Origin of the sequence: Nereida sp., from assembly GCF_965655635.1 — a bacterium.
Taxonomy (GTDB): domain Bacteria; phylum Pseudomonadota; class Alphaproteobacteria; order Rhodobacterales; family Rhodobacteraceae; genus Nereida.
This window is the reverse complement of record NZ_CBFHHE010000002.1, coordinates 61,978-84,743: the sequence shown is the minus strand read 5'-3', so window position 1 is coordinate 84,743 and position 22,766 is coordinate 61,978. Positions and strand designations below refer to the sequence as shown.

At 52.6% G+C, this 22,766-nt stretch carries 17 protein-coding genes and 1 tRNA gene; 9 read left to right on the top strand and 9 right to left on the bottom strand.

Annotated features, from left to right (window positions below; all coding sequences use genetic code 11):
• Positions 1 to 73 precede the first annotated feature (73 nt).
• Positions 74 to 1,450 (bottom strand): TolC family outer membrane protein, encoded by a 1,377-nt coding sequence (locus ACTF5M_RS01160; RefSeq protein ID WP_438959282.1) that lies wholly within the window; start codon positions 1,448 to 1,450, stop codon positions 74 to 76.
• Positions 1,451 to 1,533: 83 nt separating this feature from the next.
• Positions 1,534 to 2,187, bottom strand: coding sequence for a protein-L-isoaspartate O-methyltransferase family protein (locus tag ACTF5M_RS01155; protein ID WP_438959281.1), 654 nt, complete (start codon positions 2,185 to 2,187; stop codon positions 1,534 to 1,536).
• 166 nt (positions 2,188 to 2,353) lie between these two features.
• Here ACTF5M_RS01155 and ACTF5M_RS01150 point away from each other — a divergent pair.
• Positions 2,354 to 2,427: transfer RNA gene (locus ACTF5M_RS01150), tRNA-Cys, on the top strand.
• Positions 2,428 to 2,916: 489 nt separating this feature from the next.
• Here ACTF5M_RS01150 and ACTF5M_RS01145 read toward each other — a convergent pair.
• The gene (locus ACTF5M_RS01145) at positions 2,917 to 4,434 is read right to left on the bottom strand and encodes a malonate--CoA ligase (RefSeq protein ID WP_438959280.1); all 1,518 of its coding nucleotides are present in this window, start codon (positions 4,432 to 4,434) and stop codon (positions 2,917 to 2,919) included.
• 11 nt (positions 4,435 to 4,445) lie between these two features.
• A complete protein-coding gene (locus ACTF5M_RS01140; RefSeq protein WP_438959279.1) occupies positions 4,446 to 5,684 on the bottom strand; it encodes a malonyl-CoA decarboxylase in 1,239 nt (412 codons plus the stop codon).
• Positions 5,685 to 6,149: 465 nt separating this feature from the next.
• Here ACTF5M_RS01140 and ACTF5M_RS01135 point away from each other — a divergent pair, with 465 nt between their 5' ends.
• The 5 genes from ACTF5M_RS01135 to ACTF5M_RS01115 all read left to right on the top strand — a co-directional run bounded on the left by ACTF5M_RS01135 (position 6,150) and on the right by ACTF5M_RS01115 (position 12,181).
• Positions 6,150 to 7,163, top strand: a complete 1,014-nt coding sequence (locus tag ACTF5M_RS01135; RefSeq protein WP_438959278.1) for a tripartite tricarboxylate transporter substrate binding protein — start codon at positions 6,150 to 6,152, stop codon at positions 7,161 to 7,163.
• A 68-nt stretch (positions 7,164 to 7,231) separates the two neighbouring features.
• Positions 7,232 to 7,777 carry a tripartite tricarboxylate transporter TctB family protein gene (locus ACTF5M_RS01130; RefSeq protein WP_438959277.1) on the top strand — a complete coding sequence of 182 codons (546 nt, stop codon included), beginning with the start codon at positions 7,232 to 7,234 and terminating at the stop codon, positions 7,775 to 7,777.
• Between the two features lie 7 nt (positions 7,778 to 7,784).
• Positions 7,785 to 9,275, top strand: a complete 1,491-nt coding sequence (locus ACTF5M_RS01125; protein WP_438959276.1) for a tripartite tricarboxylate transporter permease — start codon at positions 7,785 to 7,787, stop codon at positions 9,273 to 9,275.
• Positions 9,276 to 9,305: 30 nt separating this feature from the next.
• A complete protein-coding gene (sauS, locus tag ACTF5M_RS01120; protein WP_438959275.1) occupies positions 9,306 to 10,691 on the top strand; it encodes an acylating sulfoacetaldehyde dehydrogenase in 1,386 nt (461 codons plus the stop codon).
• On the top strand, positions 10,688 to 12,181 hold the full coding sequence (locus ACTF5M_RS01115; protein WP_438959274.1) for a class I adenylate-forming enzyme family protein: 1,494 nt from the start codon (positions 10,688 to 10,690) through the stop codon (positions 12,179 to 12,181). Before sauS ends, ACTF5M_RS01115 begins: the two co-directional genes overlap by 4 nt.
• Before the next feature lie 18 nt (positions 12,182 to 12,199).
• Here the strand turns inward: ACTF5M_RS01115 and ACTF5M_RS01110 are convergent, their stop codons facing one another.
• Positions 12,200 to 12,967: a sulfite exporter TauE/SafE family protein gene (locus tag ACTF5M_RS01110; RefSeq protein WP_438959273.1), complete on the bottom strand. Its 768-nt coding sequence runs from the start codon at positions 12,965 to 12,967 to the stop codon at positions 12,200 to 12,202.
• On the bottom strand, positions 12,964 to 15,765 hold the full coding sequence (locus ACTF5M_RS01105; RefSeq protein WP_438959272.1) for an FAD-binding and (Fe-S)-binding domain-containing protein: 2,802 nt from the start codon (positions 15,763 to 15,765) through the stop codon (positions 12,964 to 12,966). Before ACTF5M_RS01105 ends, ACTF5M_RS01110 begins: the two co-directional genes overlap by 4 nt.
• A 68-nt stretch (positions 15,766 to 15,833) precedes the next feature.
• Between ACTF5M_RS01105 and ACTF5M_RS01100 the strand changes: the two genes are divergently transcribed.
• A complete protein-coding gene (locus ACTF5M_RS01100; protein ID WP_438959271.1) occupies positions 15,834 to 16,994 on the top strand; it encodes a pyridoxal-phosphate-dependent aminotransferase family protein in 1,161 nt (386 codons plus the stop codon).
• Positions 16,991 to 17,740, top strand: coding sequence for a sulfite exporter TauE/SafE family protein (locus ACTF5M_RS01095; RefSeq protein ID WP_438959270.1), 750 nt, complete (start codon positions 16,991 to 16,993; stop codon positions 17,738 to 17,740). The genes ACTF5M_RS01100 and ACTF5M_RS01095 overlap by 4 nt, the downstream gene beginning before the upstream one ends.
• Before the next feature lie 2 nt (positions 17,741 to 17,742).
• Here the strand turns inward: ACTF5M_RS01095 and ACTF5M_RS01090 are convergent, their stop codons facing one another.
• Positions 17,743 to 18,486 (bottom strand): enoyl-CoA hydratase/isomerase family protein, encoded by a 744-nt coding sequence (locus tag ACTF5M_RS01090; RefSeq protein ID WP_438959269.1) that lies wholly within the window; start codon positions 18,484 to 18,486, stop codon positions 17,743 to 17,745.
• Between the two features lie 428 nt (positions 18,487 to 18,914).
• On the opposite strand from ACTF5M_RS01090, the gene ACTF5M_RS01085 reads away from it, so the two are divergent.
• Positions 18,915 to 19,889 carry a quinone oxidoreductase family protein gene (locus ACTF5M_RS01085; protein WP_438959268.1) on the top strand — a complete coding sequence of 325 codons (975 nt, stop codon included), beginning with the start codon at positions 18,915 to 18,917 and terminating at the stop codon, positions 19,887 to 19,889.
• Positions 19,890 to 20,772: 883 nt separating this feature from the next.
• Here ACTF5M_RS01085 and ACTF5M_RS01080 read toward each other — a convergent pair.
• On the bottom strand, positions 20,773 to 22,155 hold the full coding sequence (locus ACTF5M_RS01080; RefSeq protein WP_438959267.1) for a TRAP transporter large permease: 1,383 nt from the start codon (positions 22,153 to 22,155) through the stop codon (positions 20,773 to 20,775).
• The gene (locus tag ACTF5M_RS01075; RefSeq protein ID WP_438959266.1) at positions 22,145 to 22,636 is read right to left on the bottom strand and encodes a TRAP transporter small permease; all 492 of its coding nucleotides are present in this window, start codon (positions 22,634 to 22,636) and stop codon (positions 22,145 to 22,147) included. Before ACTF5M_RS01075 ends, ACTF5M_RS01080 begins: the two co-directional genes overlap by 11 nt.
• Positions 22,637 to 22,766: the final 130 nt, after the last annotated feature.

The window sequence follows — 22,766 nt, the reverse complement described above, 5'->3', positions numbered from 1 at the left end:
TGCAACACTAGCCGAGCATCCCGCGCGCGACAACAGGTTGCTGCGCAAACGGTAAATCACACGCGTAATGTGGTTACTTGCTCAGGCCTTTGAGAATACGATCAAGCTGTTGGCCCTGCTTGGATTTTTTCGTCGGACCATCTTTGACCAACTCATAGTAACCAGCGGGGTCATATGTCTGAATGCCGAGCTCCAGATAATCAGCAGTCAAAAGTCCCATGGCAACCAGCACCCCGTAGGATGCACGCCGTTCGTCTATCAACGCGCTAATGCGTTGTGTGCGCGCGTTCAACAGTTCCTGCTCAGCATCAAGCACATCAAGTGTCGTCCGTGCACCAAGCTTTGCTTCTTCACGCACCCCGTTAAATGCCGTTTGTGCAGCACGCACCTGACGCTCGGCCGACTCAATTTGTGCCCGTCCAATAGACAAATCCGCAAAGGCGTTCTCAACTGATTGACGCACATCGTTGCTCGCAACATGCACATTTGCCAGGCTTGCGTCACGACGCGCTTGAGCTTGGCGCACCAGGGACGACAGACTACCACCTTGGTAAATTGGCTGACTTAGTTCGATTTGGGCGGTTTCGATCGTGTCAAAATCATCATCAACCCCGATAACGCCCTTAAGCGTTACTGTGCTGCCCATAGCTGCTTCGGCGCGTGCTACATTCAACTCGGCAACGGTCACTTCACGCTGCGCACGCTTTACGCTTGGGTGGTTACGCTGTGCAAATTCTGCCGCCGCTGCGATTGATTTTGCAGGACTTGGAACAGGCTTGACCGCTTGCAAATCACCCGGCTTACGCCCAACGGCGTTTGCATATTCCGCCATTGCACGGCTAAGCGCACCTTGCGCAGACGCAAGATCACCACGCGCGCTGGCCATACGAGCCTCTGCAAGGGCAACATCTGTTCGCGTCACTTCGCCGACGTCAAAGCGGTCCTGAGCGGCGCGCAATTCGCGGTTCAGCAAGGTCAGGTTATTATTGCGAAGCGCCACCAATTGGCGCTGACGCCGGACGTCAAGATACGCGTCAATTGCGCGGAGCAAAATCTGCTGTTCAGCCAAAACAAGCCCTTCACGACCCGCCAGAACAGCCTCTTTAGCGGCCTCTGCCCCAAGCCGAGAGCGGTTGTTATCGTAAAGTGTGATCTGCGCCGAAAGTGTTCCAGAAGCGCTGTAGTCAAACGAATTCAAAAAATTTTGGTTTGTGCCAGTCGCCGCCGCAGAAAAAGCAATGACCGGCTTCAGCGCAGCCATTGACTGCGCCACATCTTCGTCAGCAGCACGTAGCAGCGCGCGCTGCTGTTGCAACAGACCCGAGTGTTTGTAGGCCCCGATCAACGCGTCTTTTAAACTATCCGCAGCAGATGCCTGAGGCACCAGAGCTGAAAAGATGGTGATCGCAGTTGCAAGAAGATACGCGAGACGACGAGGCGTTGAGAACATTAGAAAAGCTTCCTAGAGATCAGCTGCGGGCGCGAAAACCACGTCCCACCTTAGCTGAACTATCTAGTATAGTTTTCAGAGTGTCAAAGCTGAAAGGCAGTTGCCGCTTGGAAATCTGGCAGGATCGGCGCGTTTGCGTTGAATGCGAAACGCCAGCTCACTTTACCATCTTGTTTGTGACCGATCATGGCGCGGCCAAGCGCGTTTTCCATCATAATCGCACCAATACGGCCGCCGTCTTTTAGCTGTGCCAGCAACGCATCCGGTACAACTTCCACGCCACCGTTAATCACGATCACATCAAAAGGCCCCTCAGAAGCCGCCCCATCCGCTAAGCCACAATCTTTGACGGCCGCGTTATCGATACTGTTTTCTGATAGATTACTCTGAGCAATCTCGGCCATCTCAGCATCACTTTCCAAACCAACAACAGCCCCAGCCATATGTCCCAAAACCGCCGTGGAGTAGCCGTGCCCACAGGCCACGTCGAGAACAAGGTCGTCAGTGTCGATGGTCAGCGCATCAAGAAGCTTGGCAAAGCTGCGTGCTTCTAACAAAACACGCCCCCCGCCCAATGCAACTTCACCGTCCATGTAAGCCGCTTCACGCTTTGAGGATGGTACGTAGACCTCACGCGGGATCGACAACATTGCATCAATAATCGGGAACTTCGTGACGTCCGACGGACGTACTTGTGTGTCGACCATTATGCGGCGGCGTGTTGCAAAATCGCTCATATCGTAGATCCCGTTGGCTGCTGGATATGTCCGTGCTTTTGCCACAGCACAAAGAAGGCTGCAATGGCGTTCGCAGTCAGTACGCAGCAGACGATTTTGGGTTGTGCAATGGCAACTGCACCGCTAAATCAACGCTACACCACGCGATTGCATTGCAAACGCACGAGGCGAGTTGGCGGAGTGGTGACGCAGCGGATTGCAAATCCGTGTACACCGGTTCGATTCCGGTACTCGCCTCCATTTACACCTCAAGACATAGCCGCTGTTACGGTGATGCACTTTAGATATCGCATGCAATTAAAAACTATATTTCGTACATTGAAACGCGGGAAAACCGGATCGGTCTGTAAACTTCAGCGCTATTACTTAATCACGATGGACGTGACGATATAACTCTTCAAACTTATATACCCAGCTAATGCACAAGTGTAGCAAATGGCGTAAACGCGCACAGACTACTTAACGCCAACCTTTAGGTCACCAGAAACGATAAGATGCCTGCCAGCGCTTGGTATTGCGCACCTTAAATTCCATAGGATTAGCCTAAATTTGGTTGAGCCAAGGCTACAGTAGCCTTGGAACACAGAGAGTGGTCCAAGTGACCCCCCTGCCCTCCGCTAGCGAAACAGCCGCAAAGTGATCGGCAACGCCGCAGCCTCACCCATCATTCTGTCTGCTGACAACCGACCTATGAGATGCGCAAATGCAACCTCACGTTACACCGTGACATCATGCAGGAACGAATAAGTCTTTGTACTCTTCGCGTAGCGCCTTCTTCTGCACTTTGCCCATCGTGTTGCGTGGAAGCTCAGGAACAACAATCAGTTTTTGCGGGTGCTTGAAGCGGGCAAGCGAGGTTGAGATACTCTGTTTGACCGCATCAAGATCAAGTTCTGCCCCAGGTTTGGCAACAAGAATACCAAGGACCGTTTCGCCAAAATCTGGATGTGGAACTCCTACGACTGCACTTTCAAGAACACCATCTTCGGCATCGAGCAGCAATTCAATTTCCTTTGGGTATATATTATAGCCACCCGAAATAATCAGATCCTTGTTGCGCCCAACGATGTGCAGATAGCCATCTTCGTCGATCTGGCCCAAATCCCCTGTGATGAAAAACCCGTTCTCACGTAGCTCCTCTGCTGTTTTTTCGGGCATCTGCCAGTATCCCTTAAAGACGTTGGGTCCACGTATTTCGATTTCGCCGATCTCGCCTTGAGGCAAAGTAGCTCCGGTATTGCTGTCGGTAATTTTGACCTCAACACCCGGAAGCGGGAAGCCAACCGTACCGGCGCGACGCTCGCCCTGGTAAGGGTTAGACGTATTCATGTTGGTCTCGGTCATGCCGTAACGCTCAAGAATACGGTGGCCTGTGCGCTGTTCGAATTGTACGTGGGTTTCCGCCAACAAAGGCGCGCTTCCAGAAATGAACAGACGCATGTGCTGCGCAAGATCTTTTGTAAAACGCGGATCCTCCAATAAACGCGTGTAGAAGGTCGGGACCCCCATCATCGTGGTTGCCTTGGGCATATGGGCAATGATCACATCCAGATCAAACTTAGGCATAAAGATGACTTTACTACCCGCCAGTAACGCTATGTTTGTTGCCACAAACAGCCCATGGGTATGAAAAATCGGAAGCGCATGAAGCAGCACATCATCGGATGTGAACGCCCACTCTTTTGTCAGAGTTGTGCAGTTTGAAAGCAGGTTGGCTTGCGTCAGCATGGCACCTTTTGAGCGACCTGTGGTCCCAGACGTATAAAGGAACGCGGCCAAGTCATTTTCCGAGCATTCAACCGCTGAAAATACAGAAGCCATGAGGGCGGCTTTGGTAGCAAAACTACCGCTGCCGTCGCTATTCATAGTCTCAAGAATGGCACCATTTGCCGCGGCGATGGGGGCCAAAGCCTCAGACCGCTTGCCATCGCACAGCAGTATGCGCGCGCCGCTATTTTCAACAAAGTACGAGACTTCATCAGGCGTGTAAGCCGTGTTCAAAGGTAGGAACACGATCCCAGCCTGAACACATGCCGCGTAGACGGCTAAAGCTTGGGGGGATTTGCCGATCTGAACTGCAACACGGTCGCCGGGCTCGACACCCGATTCCACCAGCACATGTGCATATTGCGCGGCCAGATCAAGGAACTGACTATGGGTAATGATTGTCCCGTCAGGCGTCTCCAAGAAAGGTGTTGCCTTACCTTGGTGCCGTCCGAAAAGTGTATCAAATAACGGGTTCGCCATGATCAGTCTCCTTAACTTTTGGGCGCGACCGATCCGCTCAGCGCTTTGACAGCAGCGGATGCGACGACAGTCCGTTCGCCCACGAATTTCTCGTGGTTTTGTGAAATTTGGGAAACATCGTAGAGGTAATTCACCATTGCCCCATTAGATTGCTTGCGCCCGTTTGGTGACGTGTCTGCCTCTGCGTGAACGGCGTAAACCAGCGCGCCATTGCCCAAGTGGAACCGCGCAACAGGGTCGAACGGCATCCCATCGGACCTTTTCGCCTCAAGCAAATAATGCGCCGCAACAGCTTGGTTGTCGGCCTCTTCTAAGATGTCCAAGTCAGTACCGCCAAGCCATTTATTCAGCCCCGGAATTGGGGAAAGCGTCACGAATGTCGACAAGTTAGGTAGGTCCTTTGACAGATCAGAGACGACTTGCTTGATCAGAGAATTGCCAAACGAAATACCGGCTAAACCTGCTTGGCAGTTCGAAATTGAGTAAAAGACCGCTGTGTCGGCATCTTCGGCTTCAATCTCTACGCGGTCATTTGTGAGCAAGCCCTGAACAGAATTGGGCACACCCTTCGTCAAAGCCACCTCCACGAAGATGAGTGGCTCGTCTGCCATCGACGGGTGAAAAAAGCCAAAACAACGCCGATCAGTCGGTTTTAATCTGCGGCGCAAATCATCCCAGCTATCAATTTCGTGCACCGCCTCGTAGGCAATGATTTTTTCAAGGATTTCCGCAGGGCTTGACCAATCGATGGGCCGCAGCACCAAAAAACCACGATTGAACCACGACGCAAATAAATGCCTGAAATCTACGTCTACCGGTTCCAGATCAGGGCGGTTTTTCATCATGCCCAACAGGTCCTTGCGCATCTGAACCAATTGTCCGGTCGCACCAGGAACCTGATTAAGGCGTCGTGCTAGTTCCTGACGGCGCGGCTCACATGCGGCAGCAAAGGCACAGTACGTGCCTTTGGCCGGTTTCTCTCGGTACTTCTCTAGCGAACTGATGACGTCATCCGGGTTGATCTCAAGATCATGAGCCATGAATTCGAAAAACGCTGTTTTCTCCTCATGGGTCATACCCGCGTAGCGATCCAGCAGGTTGCGTGCCAGAGTGACACCTGACACCTCTCCGTGACTGCTAAGCAGGTCTTCGCACAACTCCGATGCGGTTCTGTCAGCAACTTCATTCGAGAGCGCCTTTTGATAGCGCCGCTCAAATACAGTTGAAACCAACTCGCTGAAATAGCTCACATCGCCTCTCCTATCATGGCTTAAAGCATCAGAATTACGATAATTATGGAAAGTGCGGCTAATGTCGACAGGCCTGGCAATTCAAAATTGAATATAGGAACGCCAAATCGTCCCCTGCGGCTTCAATGTCTTTGCCTAGTTCTATCAACAAGGCTTTCACAGAATCGGGCAATTCCCTGGGTGGAAGTGATCTCAGCAACGGCGAATATTCGATCGACCATGGACTTCCACAAAGAGTAAAAAACGCGTCAGCGACGTTACTTTTGTCACCACCCCCTCAACGAGAATAACAATTTTTACTTTTTTTCAATTACTTAAAAATCTTAAACCTCAACAAAATGAAACAATTTGCATTAGTGTTTTCATTGTTTAGAATTCAAGGTTCGCAACCGCGCTCATGTGGTTGGTAAATGGACGGTGGTTTCGTTTGGGAGGACAGGACTGCTGTCTTTTGGGAGGAAAAATATGAATAATCTACTCGGAGCAACAGCGTGTGTCGCGGCTATTTTCACCGCCAGCGTTGTTTCAGCATTTGAATGCAAACGATCAGAAGCAAATTTTGACAAGCCCAGCGGCTTCCCGGAACGCGCCTTGACTATGGTTGTGCCATATGGCCCAGCCGGCGGCTCAGGCCAAGTTGCAGCTGCAATGGCTGAAGCCGTGACAGAGTTGACTGGCATTCCGATTAATCGCGACCACAAGCCAGGTGGGTCCGGGATGGTCGGCATGACAGCCTACATGGCTGCGCCTGCCGATGGCTACAACGTTCTGGAGCACATCGACGACGCCTCATCGGCACACGCTCTGAACTCTGCCCTACCTAACCCCGCGGAAGATTTGATCCCCCTGGCAATCAGCCAGGTGACCTTCAGCCAAATTTACATCCGCAGCAACGAGACCCGCTTTACCGACTGGCCCTCCTTCGTAGCATGGGTAAAAGCGCAGGATGGCAAGGCTACTATCGCCAACGTGTCCAAAGAAGGCTCAATGGAACGGGTGACGATGAAGTTCATCACCGACGCAACAGGCATGTCAATCCAGCAGATCTCTTTCGACAAGGGCGCTCCGCGCTACGGCGCTTTGCTCGGCGGCCAAGTCGACGCGCTGTTTGAACAACCAGGAGACGTGGGGAACTTCCTCGAAGCGGGGCAGTTCAAGCCAATCCTGACAATCTTCGGAGAGCGCCCCGATGCCTTCGCAGAAGTGCCGACCCATCTCGAATCTGGCATGGATTTCGAGGCGCTGCTGCGCTTCCGCGGTTTCTATGTACACGCTGACGCCCCTGCTGACCGTGTTGAGTGGCTAAAGTGGGCTTTCCAGCGAGGCTATTGCGAGGACAGCTATCAAGCGTTCAATGAATCCAAGTTCATGACCGTGATCGACAGCTACCGCGAAACCGAAGGCGCGAAAGACTTGATTACGCGATCCATTGCGCAGTATCGGGACGTCTACAAGGCCATGGGCATGGAAGTGCAATAAGCACTAACACCACGCTTTGCGCGGCGCCCACGGCGCTGCGCACATTCAAAACCTTATAGGGGTACTACGTGGGACATTTAACGCGCGCACATCTGCTTGAGGCATTAGCTTTCTTACTGATTGTAATCACCTTTTATGGATTTTCATTCGAATTCAACCAGCCGATAGAAATCTATCGCTATGGCGCCACAGCATGGCCTCGCGTAGTCATTGGCTGTCTACTGTTTGCGACACTTGGCAATATCTGGTTTCAATATTGCAACGGGTCGTTATCGCAGGGCACGATCGGTTCGAGCAATGATGAGGCTGATCTAAGCGATCCAAAAACAATCCGGAGGATGACGGCAGTCTTGCTAACGCCCATTGTATTTGCGTGGCTCCTCAAACCGGTTGGAATCTATTTCTCCGCGCCGTTTTTCATCGCCGCCATTATCTGGCTATTTGGCGAGCGCCGCTGGAAAGCAATCGTGATCATGACGGTCTTTATTTATCTATTGTTCATAGGGCTGTTCCTCGTAATACTGAACGCACCATTGCCCCAGGGCAACATATCACCGTTCTATGACTTCAGCGCGTGGATACTTACTATGAACGCAAAGCTGCAAGGAATCTGAACGCGCAATGATAGAGAATTTTCTGGCTGGATCTGCAGCCCTTTTTGGCGACCCATTCACTATTGGCATATTTGTTTTCGGCGTCATCGGTGGCATGCTGTTTGGGGCCATTCCCGGCGTAAGTATGCTGACCCTTGCCGCCATCTTGCTCCCCTTCACAGCAGCGCTTGAGCCCGCGCAAGGCGTGATGCTTTTCGCGGTGATCTACTGCACGGGGACCTATGGTGGCGCGATCACGGCAATTCTTTTCAACATACCCGGTTCAGCTGAGAATGCGCCGACGGCCTTCGACGGCTATCCAATGACCCAGAACGGACAATCCGGCAAAGCCGTAGGTGCCGCGGTGCTATGCTCTGCAATCGGCGGCATAGCTTCATCCTTGGTCATGATGGCGGCGACAGAGCCGCTGGCCAATTGGGCTATTCGCAACATTGGACCACCGGAAATCTTCGCTTTGGTATTCTTTGGCCTGGCCGTCGCCTCCTCAATAGGCGCGCGCACTATCTGGAAGGGCTGGATGTCTGTTCTGATCGGACTCTTAATCGCGACGGTTGGACAAGACCCCGTTGGCGGCATTAACCGCTATAACTTTGGCATGGTGGATTTAGCAGCCGGGATTGCATTCGTGCCCGCAATCTTAGGCTTTTTCGCGGTATCTGAAATATTTGTACAGGCCGAGAAAAAGGCGAGCGGCAAATATAAAGCACCCAAAGTATCCATGACCTTCCCTTCATGGTTGGAGCTATGGATGCACAAAGTTGCGGTTCTCAGGTCCATCATCGTCGGCTTTTTATGCGGCATCTTGCCAGGCATAGGAGCTACATTGGCTGCCTTCATGAGCTATGGTGAGGCCGTACGCTGGTCCAAAACTCCTGAAGAATTCGGCAAGGGCAAGCTGGAAGGCGTGATCTCCGCAGAGACAGCCAACAATGCTGCTACGGGCGCTGCCATGATTCCTTTGCTGGCGCTGGGTCTACCAGGTGGTGCGCTGACCGCGATGATGGTCGCTGTGTTCCAAATGCATGATCTGCAGCCTGGACCACTGGTCTTTATGCTGTCACCCGATCTGATCTGGATCGTCTTTGCGGCGATGTTCTATGCCAACCTATCGATCTTGGTAATTGGCCTTGTTGAAACAAAAACGATTCTGAACCTACTGAAGATCCCGTTTCAGTTTCTCGCGCCGCTAATCTTGATGTTGGCAACAACCGGTGCCTATATCGGCCGCGGTTTAGTTCTAGACGTCATTGTAATGTTTCTCGCTGGCATCTTTGGCTATCTGCTGCGCCGCTCTGGGTTCTCAATCCCCGGTATCGTACTTGGCCTGATCCTTGGTAAAATTGGCGAGCAGAACTTCGCGCAAGGTATGCAGATGGTACATTACGATCTAGGTACCTATTTCTCGCGTCCAATTTGCGCATTTTTGATAGCCGCAGGGGTTTTGACGCTAGCCACTAGCCTCTACCGGGCCTTTAAATCAACCAAAGCCAGTGCGTAGGCCGCTGGCAAAGCCAAGGAATTTGTTGGGATGAATGATACCAGCATTGAAGCGATCGTGGCGCTGGCGAAAGCTGCCCAAGCCCAATATGAGGCAGAAGGCTCACAAGAGCGCTATAACCGTGCCGCTCAAGCAGTAGCTTGGGCCATTATGGAACCAGCCCGCAATCGCGACTTGGCGGAACTTGCTGTGCAAACAACCGGCCTTGGTAATGTGCCCGATAAGATCACCAAAAACTATCGCAAGACCTTTGGCTTGATGCATGATCTCAAGGATGCCCTAACCTTTGGCGTGATGTCGGATGATCCGACATCGGGCATCACGGAAATCGCGCGCGCTAAGGGAGTTGTAGCGGCTATTGTACCCTCGACCAACCCAGCTGCCACACCTGCCAATAATATTATAAATGCGCTCAAATGCGGCAATGCAATTATTGTGGCACCCTCCCCTAAAGGCGTAGCCTGCGCTGAGAGACTGCTAGACTATATTTACACCGAATTTACCAAGATCGGCGAAGATCCGAACTTGGTGCAGATGATCCCCCCTCCCGGCTCAAAGGAAAAGACACAAGCGCTCATGGATGCATGCGACATGATCGTTTGTACCGGGAGCCAGAACAACGTGCACCGCGCTCAAACCGCAGGAACGCCCGCAGTCGCCGTAGGCGCAGGCAACGTCACTGTGATCGTGGACGAAACCGCCGATCTGGACGAAGCAGCTAAAAAAATTCGCGCCTCCAAGTGCTTTGATAATGCCACCTCTTGCAGCTCTGAGAACTCGGCTGTTGTGGTCGATGCAGTTTATGACGCCTTTGTCGCCGCGATGGCGCGGGCGGGCGGCGCACTGGTAGACGATGAGGATGGGATCGTAGCAAAGCTCTGGCCTAATGGGCATTTGAACCGTTCGGTGATTGCACAAGATGCGGACAAAATGATTGCAGCACTAGATCTCGATGTGCCGGAAGGAACCGACTATATTGCGGTCCCAACCCGCGGTATTGGCCCGGACCATCCTCTGTCTGGCGAAAAACTGAGCCGGGTTTTGGCGCTATATCGCGCTTCCGATTTCGACGAAGCCGTCACCGTGACACGCCGCATCCAGGTGTATCAAGGCGCGGGCCATTCCGTCGGTCTCCATTCCAATGATGACAACCGCGCAAGAGCCCTCGCCACAGCCATCCCCACTAGCCGGGTGATCGTCAATCAAGCCCATACATTTGCTACCGGTGGAGCCTTCACCAACGGCATGCCATTTTCCCTTTCCATGGGCTGCGGTACATGGGGCGGAAATTCAGTGGGCGAAAACGTCAACTACCGCCACTTTATGCAGTCCACCAAGATCATCCGTGAAATTCCAACGCGTGAACCAAGCTTAGACGCAATTTTTGCCGAGTATTGGGACGAAGCAGGCCGATGAAGTTTGATCTAGCAACACCGCCCCGCGGGACAGTTCGCGACTGGCTCAATGAGCGGGGAAATGACTGTCGTCCTGCTTTTGTCTTCCCAGAAACTGGTGAAACGTTGACCTGGGCTGCACTCAGATCCCACTCAAAACAGGTGGCCGGAGATCTCACAGCGCAGGGTATCGCGAAGGGCGAAAGTGTCATCGTGATGCATCCCAATGGGCTAGAAGGTATAAGAGCTCTTTTCGCCGTCCTTTACGGCGGGTTTCGAGTGACAATGCTGAACCTTGCAGCAGGCCCAGATGCACTTGCCTATGCAATGAAACATTCCAAGGCGCGTCTTGCATTCGTACATGACGACCAAATAACAACCTTTGACAAAGTGCGCCCAGACGCCCTGGAGCTTTACAGGCCAACCGATGCGGCCGTACCACTGCATGACATAACTACTGATGACGACGCACTTTTGATGTACACCTCCGGCACCACTGGACGACCTAAAGGTGTTGTGCATTCGCAATCTAGCTTGCTTGCCGGGGGCTGGACCGTCAGCGTCTCCCACGAGTTAACACCGCAAGATCGCGGTATGGGAGTTTTGCCGTTTTATCATATCAACGGGCTTTGCGTATCGGTAATGGGCGCCTTGGTGTCCGGAGGATCGCTCGCCATGGTCTCTCGGTTCTCAGCCAGCAAGTTCTGGGATCAGGCCGCCGATGGGGGTATTACGTGGTTCTCCGTTGTACCCACAATCATCAGCCATTTGCTCCATGGAAAGGCCGAGCCCCACCCTAGCCATAAACCTCAGCTGCGCTTCGCACGCTCGGCCTCTTCGGCGCTTGCGGTCGAAACTCAGCGTGCCTTTCAGGATCGGTTTGGGCTGGCAATCGTGGAGTCTCTTGGAATGACGGAAACGGCAGCGCAGTGCCTCGTCAATCCTCTTAATCCCGAACTCCATAAAATTGGATCAGCCGGCCAAGGGATAAGTAATGAGGCGCGGATTGCGGACGATAACGGTACGGAATGCCGCCGCGGTGTCGAGGGTGAAATCCAGGTCCGAGGTCCGAATGTGATGAAACGATATTTAGATGATCCAGACACCACAGCCGCAGCATTCCACGGTGACTGGCTTCGGACCGGCGATTTGGGGCGTATGGACAAAGACGGCTACGTCTTTGTCACTGGGCGGCTCAAAGAGCTAATTATAAAAGGTGGAGAAAACATCGCTCCACGCGAGATTGACGAGGCGTTATACGAGCACCCAGACGTTGTCGAAGCAGCCGCCTTTGCTCGACCATGCGACAGCTACGGCGAACGCGTAGAAGCAGCGGTACGCCTGAGCGAAGCCTCAACTGCTAAAGACGCGGAACTACTCTTGCTGTGCATCGAACGCGTCGGAAAATTCAAAGCGCCCGACGTCGTCCATATTCTGCCCGAACTGCCCAAGGGACCATCTGGAAAAATTCAGCGGCTCTACCTGAACGAAATGATCTACGGCGGAAATTAATCCGGGGCGAGCTGGCTTTCAATTCAAGCCGCTTAAGATCAGCCGGCACCCCATTAAGAAGAACGCGATCAACACCGCCTTACGGAAGAATTTCTGGCTCACATGGGCCCGCAACTCTTCGCCAATGCGAAATCCAACTAGCACTACGCACAACGCGAAGGCTGATTTCACAAACATCGGAAGGGTCAAGACTCCTGCCACCAACTGACCAGCGCCTAATGGTAACGCACCTGCCAGAAACAGAAAACCCGTAGCGCCGATAAAAGTCTCTTTCGAGACACCTCGTGCGACCAGATACATCGCAACCGTGGGCGACCAAATCGAACTAATCCCACCAAGTGTCCCAGACAGAATTCCAAATCCCAAATGCCAGCCACGCCCCGGCCCCAGGTCGAAGCTGATCGGGAACAAAAGATTCAAAGAAAACACAACCATTGCAATACCAATCGCCACGGTCAAAAGCGCTGTAGGGTAATCGGCGATGAACATGGACGTTATGAAAATGCAGACCATGATCGCTAGCGCAAAAAGCCAGTATTCTTGGATAATTTCCCGCTTTTCTGGGGCATGGGCAAACTGCAGCGCGTTAGTGGCGAGGATCGACAACCACAGCAATGGAATTGCTTCGGTCGGTGGCATGATCAGCGTCAGGAACGCCATGGAGGCTGCAGGCAAACCGATCCCAAGAAAGCCTTTGACGATCGCGGCAAAGAGGAAAATCAGGACAAGAACTGCCGTTTGAAAAGGATCAAAATCCTGAGTGAGTGTTACTAGCAGTTCGGTCACAAGCAGGTCATCCGGTCAAGCAGTTTGGCAAGGCTCATCGCCTCGCGCCCGGCGACATCGGCGATCTGACAGCGGCAAGAAAACCCGTCCGCGACGACAACGGTATCAGGCAGTGCGGCACGGACAGCAGGCGCAAGAGACAGCTCCGCCATTTGGCGCGAGACCTCTTCGGTTTCAGCCTGATAGCCAAAGGGGCCGGCCATCCCGCAACATGAACTTTCGATCATCTGCGCCTTTGCCCCCTCAATCCCAGAGATGACGTCCACGGTTGTCTGTGCGACACCCATCGCCTTTTGATGGCAGTGGCCATGTACCACCACATTCGTCTCAGATCGGGCAGTAAGGTGATCTGAATGTTGTGCAATAAATTCGGCAAAGGTCAAAATCTGCGCGCCATCGTCTGCGGTCCAATCAGAGATCAGGTTTACCGCTTCGTCGCGAAACATCAATGTGCATGAAGGCTCTAGCCCGACAATTACCTTTCCAGCATCTAAAGCGTCTCGCATCGCTATTGTCGTCCGTTCCAATTCAGCCTTCGCCTTGTCGGGCAGTCCGGCGGACAGGTAGGTGCGCCCACAGCATAGCGGACGGCCCTTGATAGATAACACGCCGACACTGAACCCAGCACGCTCAATCACGCGCTGCGCGGCAGCTAGGGTTTCAGGGTCGAAGTATCGGTTGAAGGTATCGGCAAAGAGCAAAACCTCGCCATCCGGTTTTCCTGCAAAAGCCCTTTTGAACGCGGGCAGCTTACGGGATGTACTGAAGCCAACAAAGTGGGCCAGGCCACGACTCGCATTGGCCAGTGGAGCAAGTTTAGTCGCCGCGGAAGCCATGCGAGGCAGAGATGCAATGATCCTATCACGCAATTTCAGACCCACCGAAGCTACCCGCGCGGCCTGAACCTCCGCCTTCATCTTGGCCATATCAATAGACATCGGGCATTCGCTTTTGCAGGCTTTGCAACCTACGCAAAGTTCCATCGCTTCAGCCATCTGATCCGAAGTAAAAGCATCCTTTCCGAGCTGCCCTGTCAAAGCCAAACGAAGCACATTGGCGCGCCCACGGGTGAGGTCCTTTTCATCACCGGTCACCCTAAAAGAGGGGCACATGACCCCAGTCGTACTTTTCCGGCAGGCACCGTTATTATTGCACATCTCCGCGGCGCCGGTCAGACCGCCGGGCCAATCCGACCAGTCGAACACCGTGGAACGGTTTTGCGGATCATAGTTTTCGGGCCAGCGGGTCAGGCTACGCTCATCCATCTTGGGCGCACGAACAATTTTGCCAGGGTTCATCACACCGCCAGGGTCGAAGCGATCCTTGACCTCTTCGAACGTGCGCACCATCCGAACTCCATACATGCGTTCGTGAAATTCGGACCGGACAATGCCATCCCCATGTTCACCAGAATGCGAGCCTTTGAATGCCGCTACGAGATCAAAGGCTTCTTCGGCAATAGCGCGCATCTGGCGCAGCCCCATATCCTGTCGCAAGTTCAGCACCGGGCGCACGTGCAGCAGTCCTACAGAGGCGTGGGCATACCACGTTCCATCCGTACCATGTTTGCGAAAAACCTCCGTTAGCTTTGTGGTGAAGTCTGCCAGATGCTCTAAAGGGACCGCGCAATCCTCAACAAAGGAAACCGGTTTACCTTCGCTCCGCATCGACATCATAATGTTAAGCCCTTGGGTCCGCACGCCCCAGATTTCGGCCTGAAAGCTTGGATCCTCAGCCTCTACAACTCCGCCCTCACGTTTACCCGGATCACCCCAGCGAAAACCGAGCTCTGCCATCAGATCGCCCAGGGCACTCAGGCGGCGGCGATTTTCGGCGTTTGTTTCGGCAAATTCGACTAAAAGCAGCGCTGCCGGCTCGCCTTTGACAAACCTATCAACTATCGGCTTGAACTGAGGTATGCCACGGCCCAGACGGATCATATTGTGATCCACAAGCTCCACAGCAACTGGGTTCAGTTTAACAATATGCTGTGCGGCGTCCATTGCCGCATGAAATGTGGGGAAGTGGCACACGCCCAGCGTTTTGGTTGTTAACGTCGGCGAAAGTTTTAAATCTAGAGATTTCGTAATCGCCAGCGTTCCTTCAGACCCTATCAAAAGCTGGCCCATATTCGGGGCATCTCCCAAAAGGGCGTCGATATTATACCCGCCAACGCGGCGCAGAACCTTCGGGAAACGCGCCCGAATTTCTACTTCCTCGCGCAGGGCCAAGGCACGCATATCAGTGTCCAATGCCGCGTCAGGGCGAAGCGCCGCGAAACGGTGCATCTCGCCATTTGCCAAGATGGCCTCTAAAGCCTCAACGTTGTCTTGCATCTTGCCATAGCGGATCGAACGCGATCCGCATGAATTGTTGGCCGCCATCCCGCCAAGTGTCGCGCGCGAGGCCGTTGAGACATCCACCGGATACCACCACCCATCTGCCTTAAGCCTGCGATTCAAATCATCTAGAACTAGACCCGGCTGAACGGTGATGCAGCCCTTTTTGGCATCGTAGTGCTCAACTTTGTTAAGGTGCTTGGTGAAATCGATAACTAGGGCATCGCCTACCGTCTGGCCTGACTGCGAAGTGCCGCCGCCACGGGGCAAAAGCGAAATCCCCTCAGAATTAGCGAACTCCAGCGCGGCTTCGACGTCGGTCCATGTTTTGGGAATTAGTACGGCACGCGGCCGGATCTGGTAAATCGAGGCATCCGTGGCGTAACGCCCCTGGTCAAAGCTGGAGGAAAGAACTTCGCCTTCGACCAGGCTTTTCAACTTTTCTGCGTCTATCGCCATGCAACTTGACCTTTTACTACTTAACTTTAACGTCGGAATCTAGATGCGCAAACTTTTTTGGTGGTACCATGAAATCAGGACGACATTTTCTACAAATCCCAGGACCTACGAACACGCCAGATCGTATTCAGCGGGCCATGCATCGCGCAGTTATTGACCATCGTGGCCCTAAATTTGCAGAACTAGGGCGAAGCATTTTGGAAGACCTGAAGGCGATATTCAAAACGCAAAACCAAGTGGTGATATATCCCGCCTCAGGCACAGGGGCTTGGGAGGCGGCGTTAGTAAACGTATTGTCCCCCGGCGACAAAGTTTTGATGTATGAAACCGGCCAATTCGCAACGCTGTGGAAGAATATGGCGCAGAAATTAGGGTTCGACCCGGTCTTCATGCAAGGCAACTGGCGAACAGGTGCCAATGCCGAAGCCATAGAAGCGCAACTTACCGCGGACACAGATCACAAGATCAAAGCGGTCTGCGTTGTGCACAATGACACCGCCACCGGGATTACATCTGACATTGCCGCCGTGCGTGCGGCTATCAACACGGCCGGACATCCAGCACTACTTATCGCGGATACGATTTCATCGCTTGGCTCGATAGATTTTCAGACTGACGCTTGGGGCGTTGATGTAGTGGTGGCTGGATCGCAAAAAGGGCTAATGTTGCCACCTGGGCTATCTTTCAACACAATTTCACCTAAGGCATGGGCGGCTTGTGAGGCAGGTGGCGACCGGCGCTCCTATTGGGATTGGCGCGACATGGCGGCACCGAATGAGCAGGGGTTTTTTCCCTATACGCCTGCGACCACGCTGCTTTATGGTCTGCGCGAAGCGCTGGATATGCTGGCCGAAGAGGGGCTGCAGGCGGTGTTTGACCGCCATGCGCGCCACGCTGGCGCTACGCGTAAAGCCGTTGACGCTTGGGGCCTGAATATTTTAGCGAGCAACCCCGCAGAGCGCTCAAACAGCCTCACAGCCGTTTTAATGCCCGATGAAAAAGGCGCTAATGCCTTGCGGGCCGAGATTTTGGACAGTTACGATATGTCGCTGGGAACTGGACTGAACAAAGTCGAAGATCGCGTATTTCGCATCGGACATCTGGGCGATTTCAACGACTTAATGTTAATGGGCACGCTCTGCGGTGTCGAGATGGGTCTGATGCGCGCCAAGGTAGACTTCCAAAGAGGCGGTGCGCAGGCGGCAATGGAGTACTTGGCCGGAGCATGAGCTTTGATCTGAGCCTTCTACATATTGCCGTTATTTCTGGCGCTTACTTATTCGCAGGAACAGCCAAAGGGATCACGGGTATAGGGTTCACCACAACCTGTCTGCCCATACTCGCACTGATGTTCGGACTTAAAGAAGCTTTACCGTTGGTAGTTATCCCGTCAGTGTTGTCAAACCTCATGGTGATGCGCCAAGCGGGTCATTTTGGGGTGACCGTGGCACGGTTCTGGCCGCTGCTGTTGACCCTGATTCCAGGGCTAGCGTTTGGGCTTTGGATGCTTTCAAAAATCGACGCTAATCTGGCCAGCGGGATCTTAGGCGTTATGGTATTCCTATGGATCGGGTTTTCGCTGGCAAAGCCAAGTCTTACCCTATCCGTCCATCTGGAACGGCCGCTCGTGCCGATCATTGGGTTAGTGACTGGAACGATCAACGGCGTCACAGGCTCCCAAGTCATGCCCGTTGTACCGTTTTTGATGATGCTCAAGATGCCGCGCGACCTATTCATTCAAGCCGTAAATTGCTCGTTCACCCTGTCGAGTTTCGTCATGGCTTTCGGCCTTGGCAAGCTAGGCTTGTTCTCCATGCAAGACGTTTTGATATCCGTGGTCGGATCCTGCGTAATGTTCGTGGGCGTCGCACTAGGCGGCGCAGTTCGTCATCGCCTATCGGAACAACTATTCCGAACGGCAACCCTCATAATGCTTTCTGTAATGGCGCTGAGCCTGATCCTGCCCATACTGTGAGGCTATTTCTTTTCGCGCATGGCCCAACTTCGGTACGCCTCAAGGCGGGCTTTCAGGCCAGGCTCCGCAGCAGTGCGCACTAGAGCTGCCAGATCATGGTTAGCATCGCCCGGCGCACGGGTCAGCTCCATCATTCGGCTCGTCGCATGAAATGGCAGCGCGCGTGCGCGGGCGGCGAAGCGGACGGCGAATACTTTCCAATTCCCTTTACCCACCAGATCAGTTGCAAGTCCTATGTCAAAAGCCTCTTCTGCTGAAATGGATTTGGTATCTATCAACATATCTCGCGCGGCATCTTGCCCAATTAGGGCAGCCAGCCGCCCGGCACCAAGGGCCAGATCAAAATTCCAGCCTGGCATTTTGAGTTTCGCGCCGGGAGCTAATACGCGGCGCGAACAGGCGGCGAAAAGATCGGCCCCTGCACCAACAATCTGCCCGTGTCCCAACGCGATGATCGGGAAAGGGCTCAAATGAATTTTTTGCAGCAGCAATTCGATCCGAACAAAGCGCCACAACAAGTCACCATCCGACAAATCGGCGATATCAGATAAGTCAAAACCGGCGCAGAAATGCTTTCCCTGGCCCTGAATGATCGCGATACGTACGTCGCCTGCTTGATCGAGTGCCATGATCAAATCTTCAACCAGCGAAGGCGATAAAGAATTGGCTTTGGAGCCGCGGTTTAACGTCAGAGTGAGCAAATCGCCGTCACGGGTACAGATCAGCTCAGATTCCTCTGGTTCCATGATACTCCCCCTACACTTTCCCAAGGCTCGCCAAGAGCGCCTCTGTTTATTCACCCAGATCAGGCGGCAATCTCCGCATGACAACTTCCGCCAAGCGCCCACCTAGTATGACAGGCGCTGCCATATCGACAAGCACCATCCCCTGATAAGGACCGATCATAATTTAGAAGTGTTCGGTGAGCCAGCTCGCCTTGGCGGTTTAATTTAGGTCAAAGATAACCCAATAAAGGGTTTTTTTACCAATTCCCTATCACCCAAGTCGCCACTCAGACACTAACCTTCAGGAACTAGGGTTGACTTCAACCTGCGATAAATTCAAGGTAATTTCCTTGGTGGTGGGAGATTTTTTACGTCCTACAAATACAGGTAAGCATTAGACATCCCTATGGAATTGCTTCCTTGTTAGAGGAGCAACATGAGGATCAGAAATGGCATTAACAGCAATCATCGAAGCACATGGCGGACCAGATCAGTTCAAATTGGTGGATCTTGATGTAGGTGAACCTCAAAATGGTGAGGTCCGAATTGTTCATAAAGCTATTGGCTTGAATTTTATCGATGTTTACCAACGCAGCGGAATGTATCCAATGCAATTGCCCCATGCAATGGGAATGGAAGCCGCAGGAGTAATTGATGCCGTGGGCGAAGGGGTCACGCATCTTAAAGTCGGCGATCGAGCCGCATATGCCTCGAACCCACCAGGCGCTTATTCTGAGGCACGGGTCATGCCTGCAGCACAGGTCTGTCCACTACCTGATGGCATCTCCTACGAGGAAGGTGCTGCGATGATGCTCAAAGGTATGACGGTCGAGTATCTGTTCCATCGCACCTCACCCCTGAAATCTGGTGATACCGTACTGTTTCACGCAGCAGCTGGCGGTGTCGGCCTTTTGGCTTGCCAATGGGCTCGCTCGGAAGGGATCAAATTGATCGGAACCGCAGGAACAGGTGAGAAATGCCAGCTAGCGAAAGATCATGGAGCGACCCATTGCCTTAATTACCGTAGTGAAGATTGGGTTGAGCGAGTACGTGACCTAACAGACGGCAAAGGCGTTGACGTCGTGATGGACGCTGTTGGTAAAGACACCTTCGACGGATCACTCAATTCTCTCAAACCACTAGGCATGATGATATCATTCGGAAATGCTTCGGGGCCGGTCCCCCCTTTTGAAGTCGGTATTTTGGGAAAAAAGGGATCGTTAAAAATAACTCGACCGACGATTTTCACTCATATTAGCGATCATGACACCTGTCAGGCTATGGCACAAAATCTTGCTGCAAAAGTGCTGACGGGAGATGTGAAGATTAATATTGGCCAGCGGTTCGCATTGAGTGAGGTAGTAAAAGCTCATAAAGCGCTGGAGGCCCGCGAGACAACAGGCTCTACTGTATTAAAAATCTGAGCATTTTTCTTCCATAAACATGTTTTTGGTGCTTGATAAACAGTATCAGATAAAGGAAATTTTTCGCGCATTGAAGTGTTGGGGTAAGTAGCAGAATTACAAACTGAGCTGAACGCTAGGTGTTATTTAAGCAACGTCAAAATATCCTTTTGCCCCGTATGAGCCTACTCCAAAATTTCGGTAGCAATATCATTTTGAATTTGTAGTTTAGTAATATGAGCCGTCTCACAGACGTAATTCAGAATAGAAAACGAACTTCACCTTTTCGAATTCACCGACGTATTCCCAACCATTAAGATAAGTGAAGGCAGCAAAACATTCATGATACTGTATGATTGAAACAGAACTACAACTCAGCAAAACAGAGCTCACAGAGTTTCTCAGCGTTACGGCAAATTAAGAACCAATTACGATTGGAGCCCAGTATACAATACTACAGCATTTAAGTTAACCTCAACTTTGGACTCGTTTGCTCATAATCAAATGACTAACGGCCAATAAACACAGTGATCTTACAAGGCCACAAACAATGAGCGACCAGTATGTCCAACACCTTTGAGACCAGCTTGTGTTTCGTGTCAGGCAAACTACCATTTTAGTGTCGAGTATAAATAGGGTTGAGGCCAACGGTGCTATGCGAATCAGCTTCAACAACAAGCTTATCTAGCTACCGCACAAATTACGCAGCATAGGAGGTTGTTGCCAATATAGTTAAGGCACAAAACTAACGACCAACAAAGGCACCGAGGTTAAATTTTTCTTTTACCTTCAATGCCGAAATAATTCGAAAACATTTCTAGCACTGGCCTGCAACAGGGCAAATGATCTTACTCGATCTAGTTGTTGTTCGGATGCAAGAGAAACACAGCACACATCAGCAGGCTTACAACACTCGCGGTAAATAAAGAGCTAGCGCGGGCACGACCAACAATAGTGCAACGCGGATCAATTCAATTCCAAAAAATGGCGCTACACCACGGAAAATGACGCCTAGATTTGTGGTGGGCGAAAAGGATTTGATCACGAAAACATTCAGGCCAACTGGCGGCGTGATCAGCCCAAGCTCTACGACAATAAGCGCAAGAAGTCCAAACCAGATACGTAAATCATCTGTCGTCATGCCAAATGCAGCAGTCTCAGCGGTGACAAAATCCCCGCCATTGAGCTCGATCAAGACAGGCCAAAAGAACGGCACCACGACCAAGATCATCGACAGACTTTCCATAAAGCAGCCTAAAATGATTAAGATGAGCAACATCAAAATCAGAATGACGTAAGGCTCAAGCGTAGAGGCAGCCGCCCAATCACTCAGCGACGCTGGCAGGCCAGTGCGCGCGAAAAAGCCCTTGAGGATATCTGCAGAGAACAAAATGAAATAGATCATCGATGCGGTTTTTGCTGTCGCCAGAAGTGCTGCTTTCAAACGTCCAAAAGTCAGCCCGTCATCAGACGTGCGCCTCAACAAAAGGCCGTACCCCAAGATCAAAAATACTCCTACGCCCGCCGCGGGTGTCGGCGTGAAAAAACCCATACCAAGACCCAAAATAATGGCCCCGAAAATTAACGTGACAGGGATCAAACGCCTAATGGCGTAAGTACGTTCTGAAGGGCTGAGTGTTACGGGTTGCGGGGCAAGATCAGGGTTTCGGGCCACTCGCACACGTATCACGATTAGGAAAAACACAACTGCCAAAAGACCGGGGAAGATAGCCGCTTGGAACATCTCTATGATCGGCGCTTCCACGACGATCGCGTAGATCACCAAAGCCACGGACGGCGGGATTAAAATACCCAACGTACCGCCTGCGGCCAGCACGCCTGTGGAAAGGCCCTCGTTGTATTTCAGGCGGCGCAGTTCGGGCAGTGCAACGCGGCTCATGGTCGATGCAGTCGCGATAGACGAGCCACTTACCGCCCCAAAACCCGCACACGCCAGCACGGTCGCCATTGCCACCCCACCACGTATTTTCTGCGTCAGCGCACTTAAGCCTTGGAACAAATCACGGCTTAGACCCGTCTCCGCCGCCAAAAAGCCCATGAGCACAAAGAGAGGCACAACCGACAGATCGTAATTCGCCACCGAATTCCACAGCGCAGTTTTGAATTGCAAAAGGTAGGGGCCGAATTTGATGAACGGCGAGGCGAGGCTCAGCACCCACGTGCCCACAACACCAATAACCAACATCGCCAACGCCACGGGTATGCGCAGCATGATCAGAACGAACAGCGCCAACAGTCCATAAATGCCTATGATTTCACGCTCCATCGGTATTCTCCGGCGGTCCCGCTATTGCCATGAGTGCCGCCACTGACCAAAGCGCGCAGGACACAACTGCCGAAGACATGAACACCCACACGGGCCAGCCCAGAACCGTAGTTTCAACGTGATCCGCGCGCATTTGAAGCGTACCTTGGACCAGCATAAACGCCATCCACACCACGATTGCGGCCAACACAGTATTGGATAAATGGGTAACGATACGGCTGGCCCGCGCGGTTGCGTATTGCATAAATACATCAACAGAGGCGTGCGCACTGTGCAGTTGCGCGTAAGGAAACATCGCCAGCGCTGCGACGCCAACCAGCATCTGAACCGCGTCTTCGTAACCCGACAACCCCGGAACTGTATCCCCCCAAAGCCGCGCGATGACATTTGCGCTGAAACCTGCGGCATTAATCGCGGTGACGGCGACAATGATCAAAAGCAAAGCACCACCCAACAGCGCCCAGCCATTAATCACTTTCACCAAGATCGCCCTAAGGGACATCTACTCTGCCTCATATGTTTTGGCGGTTGCCATCTTATCCTGCCATTTTGCAGGGCTCGCGTGGTCAATACCACTGCGCAGCACTTCTTCAACCCACCAGTCTCTTACT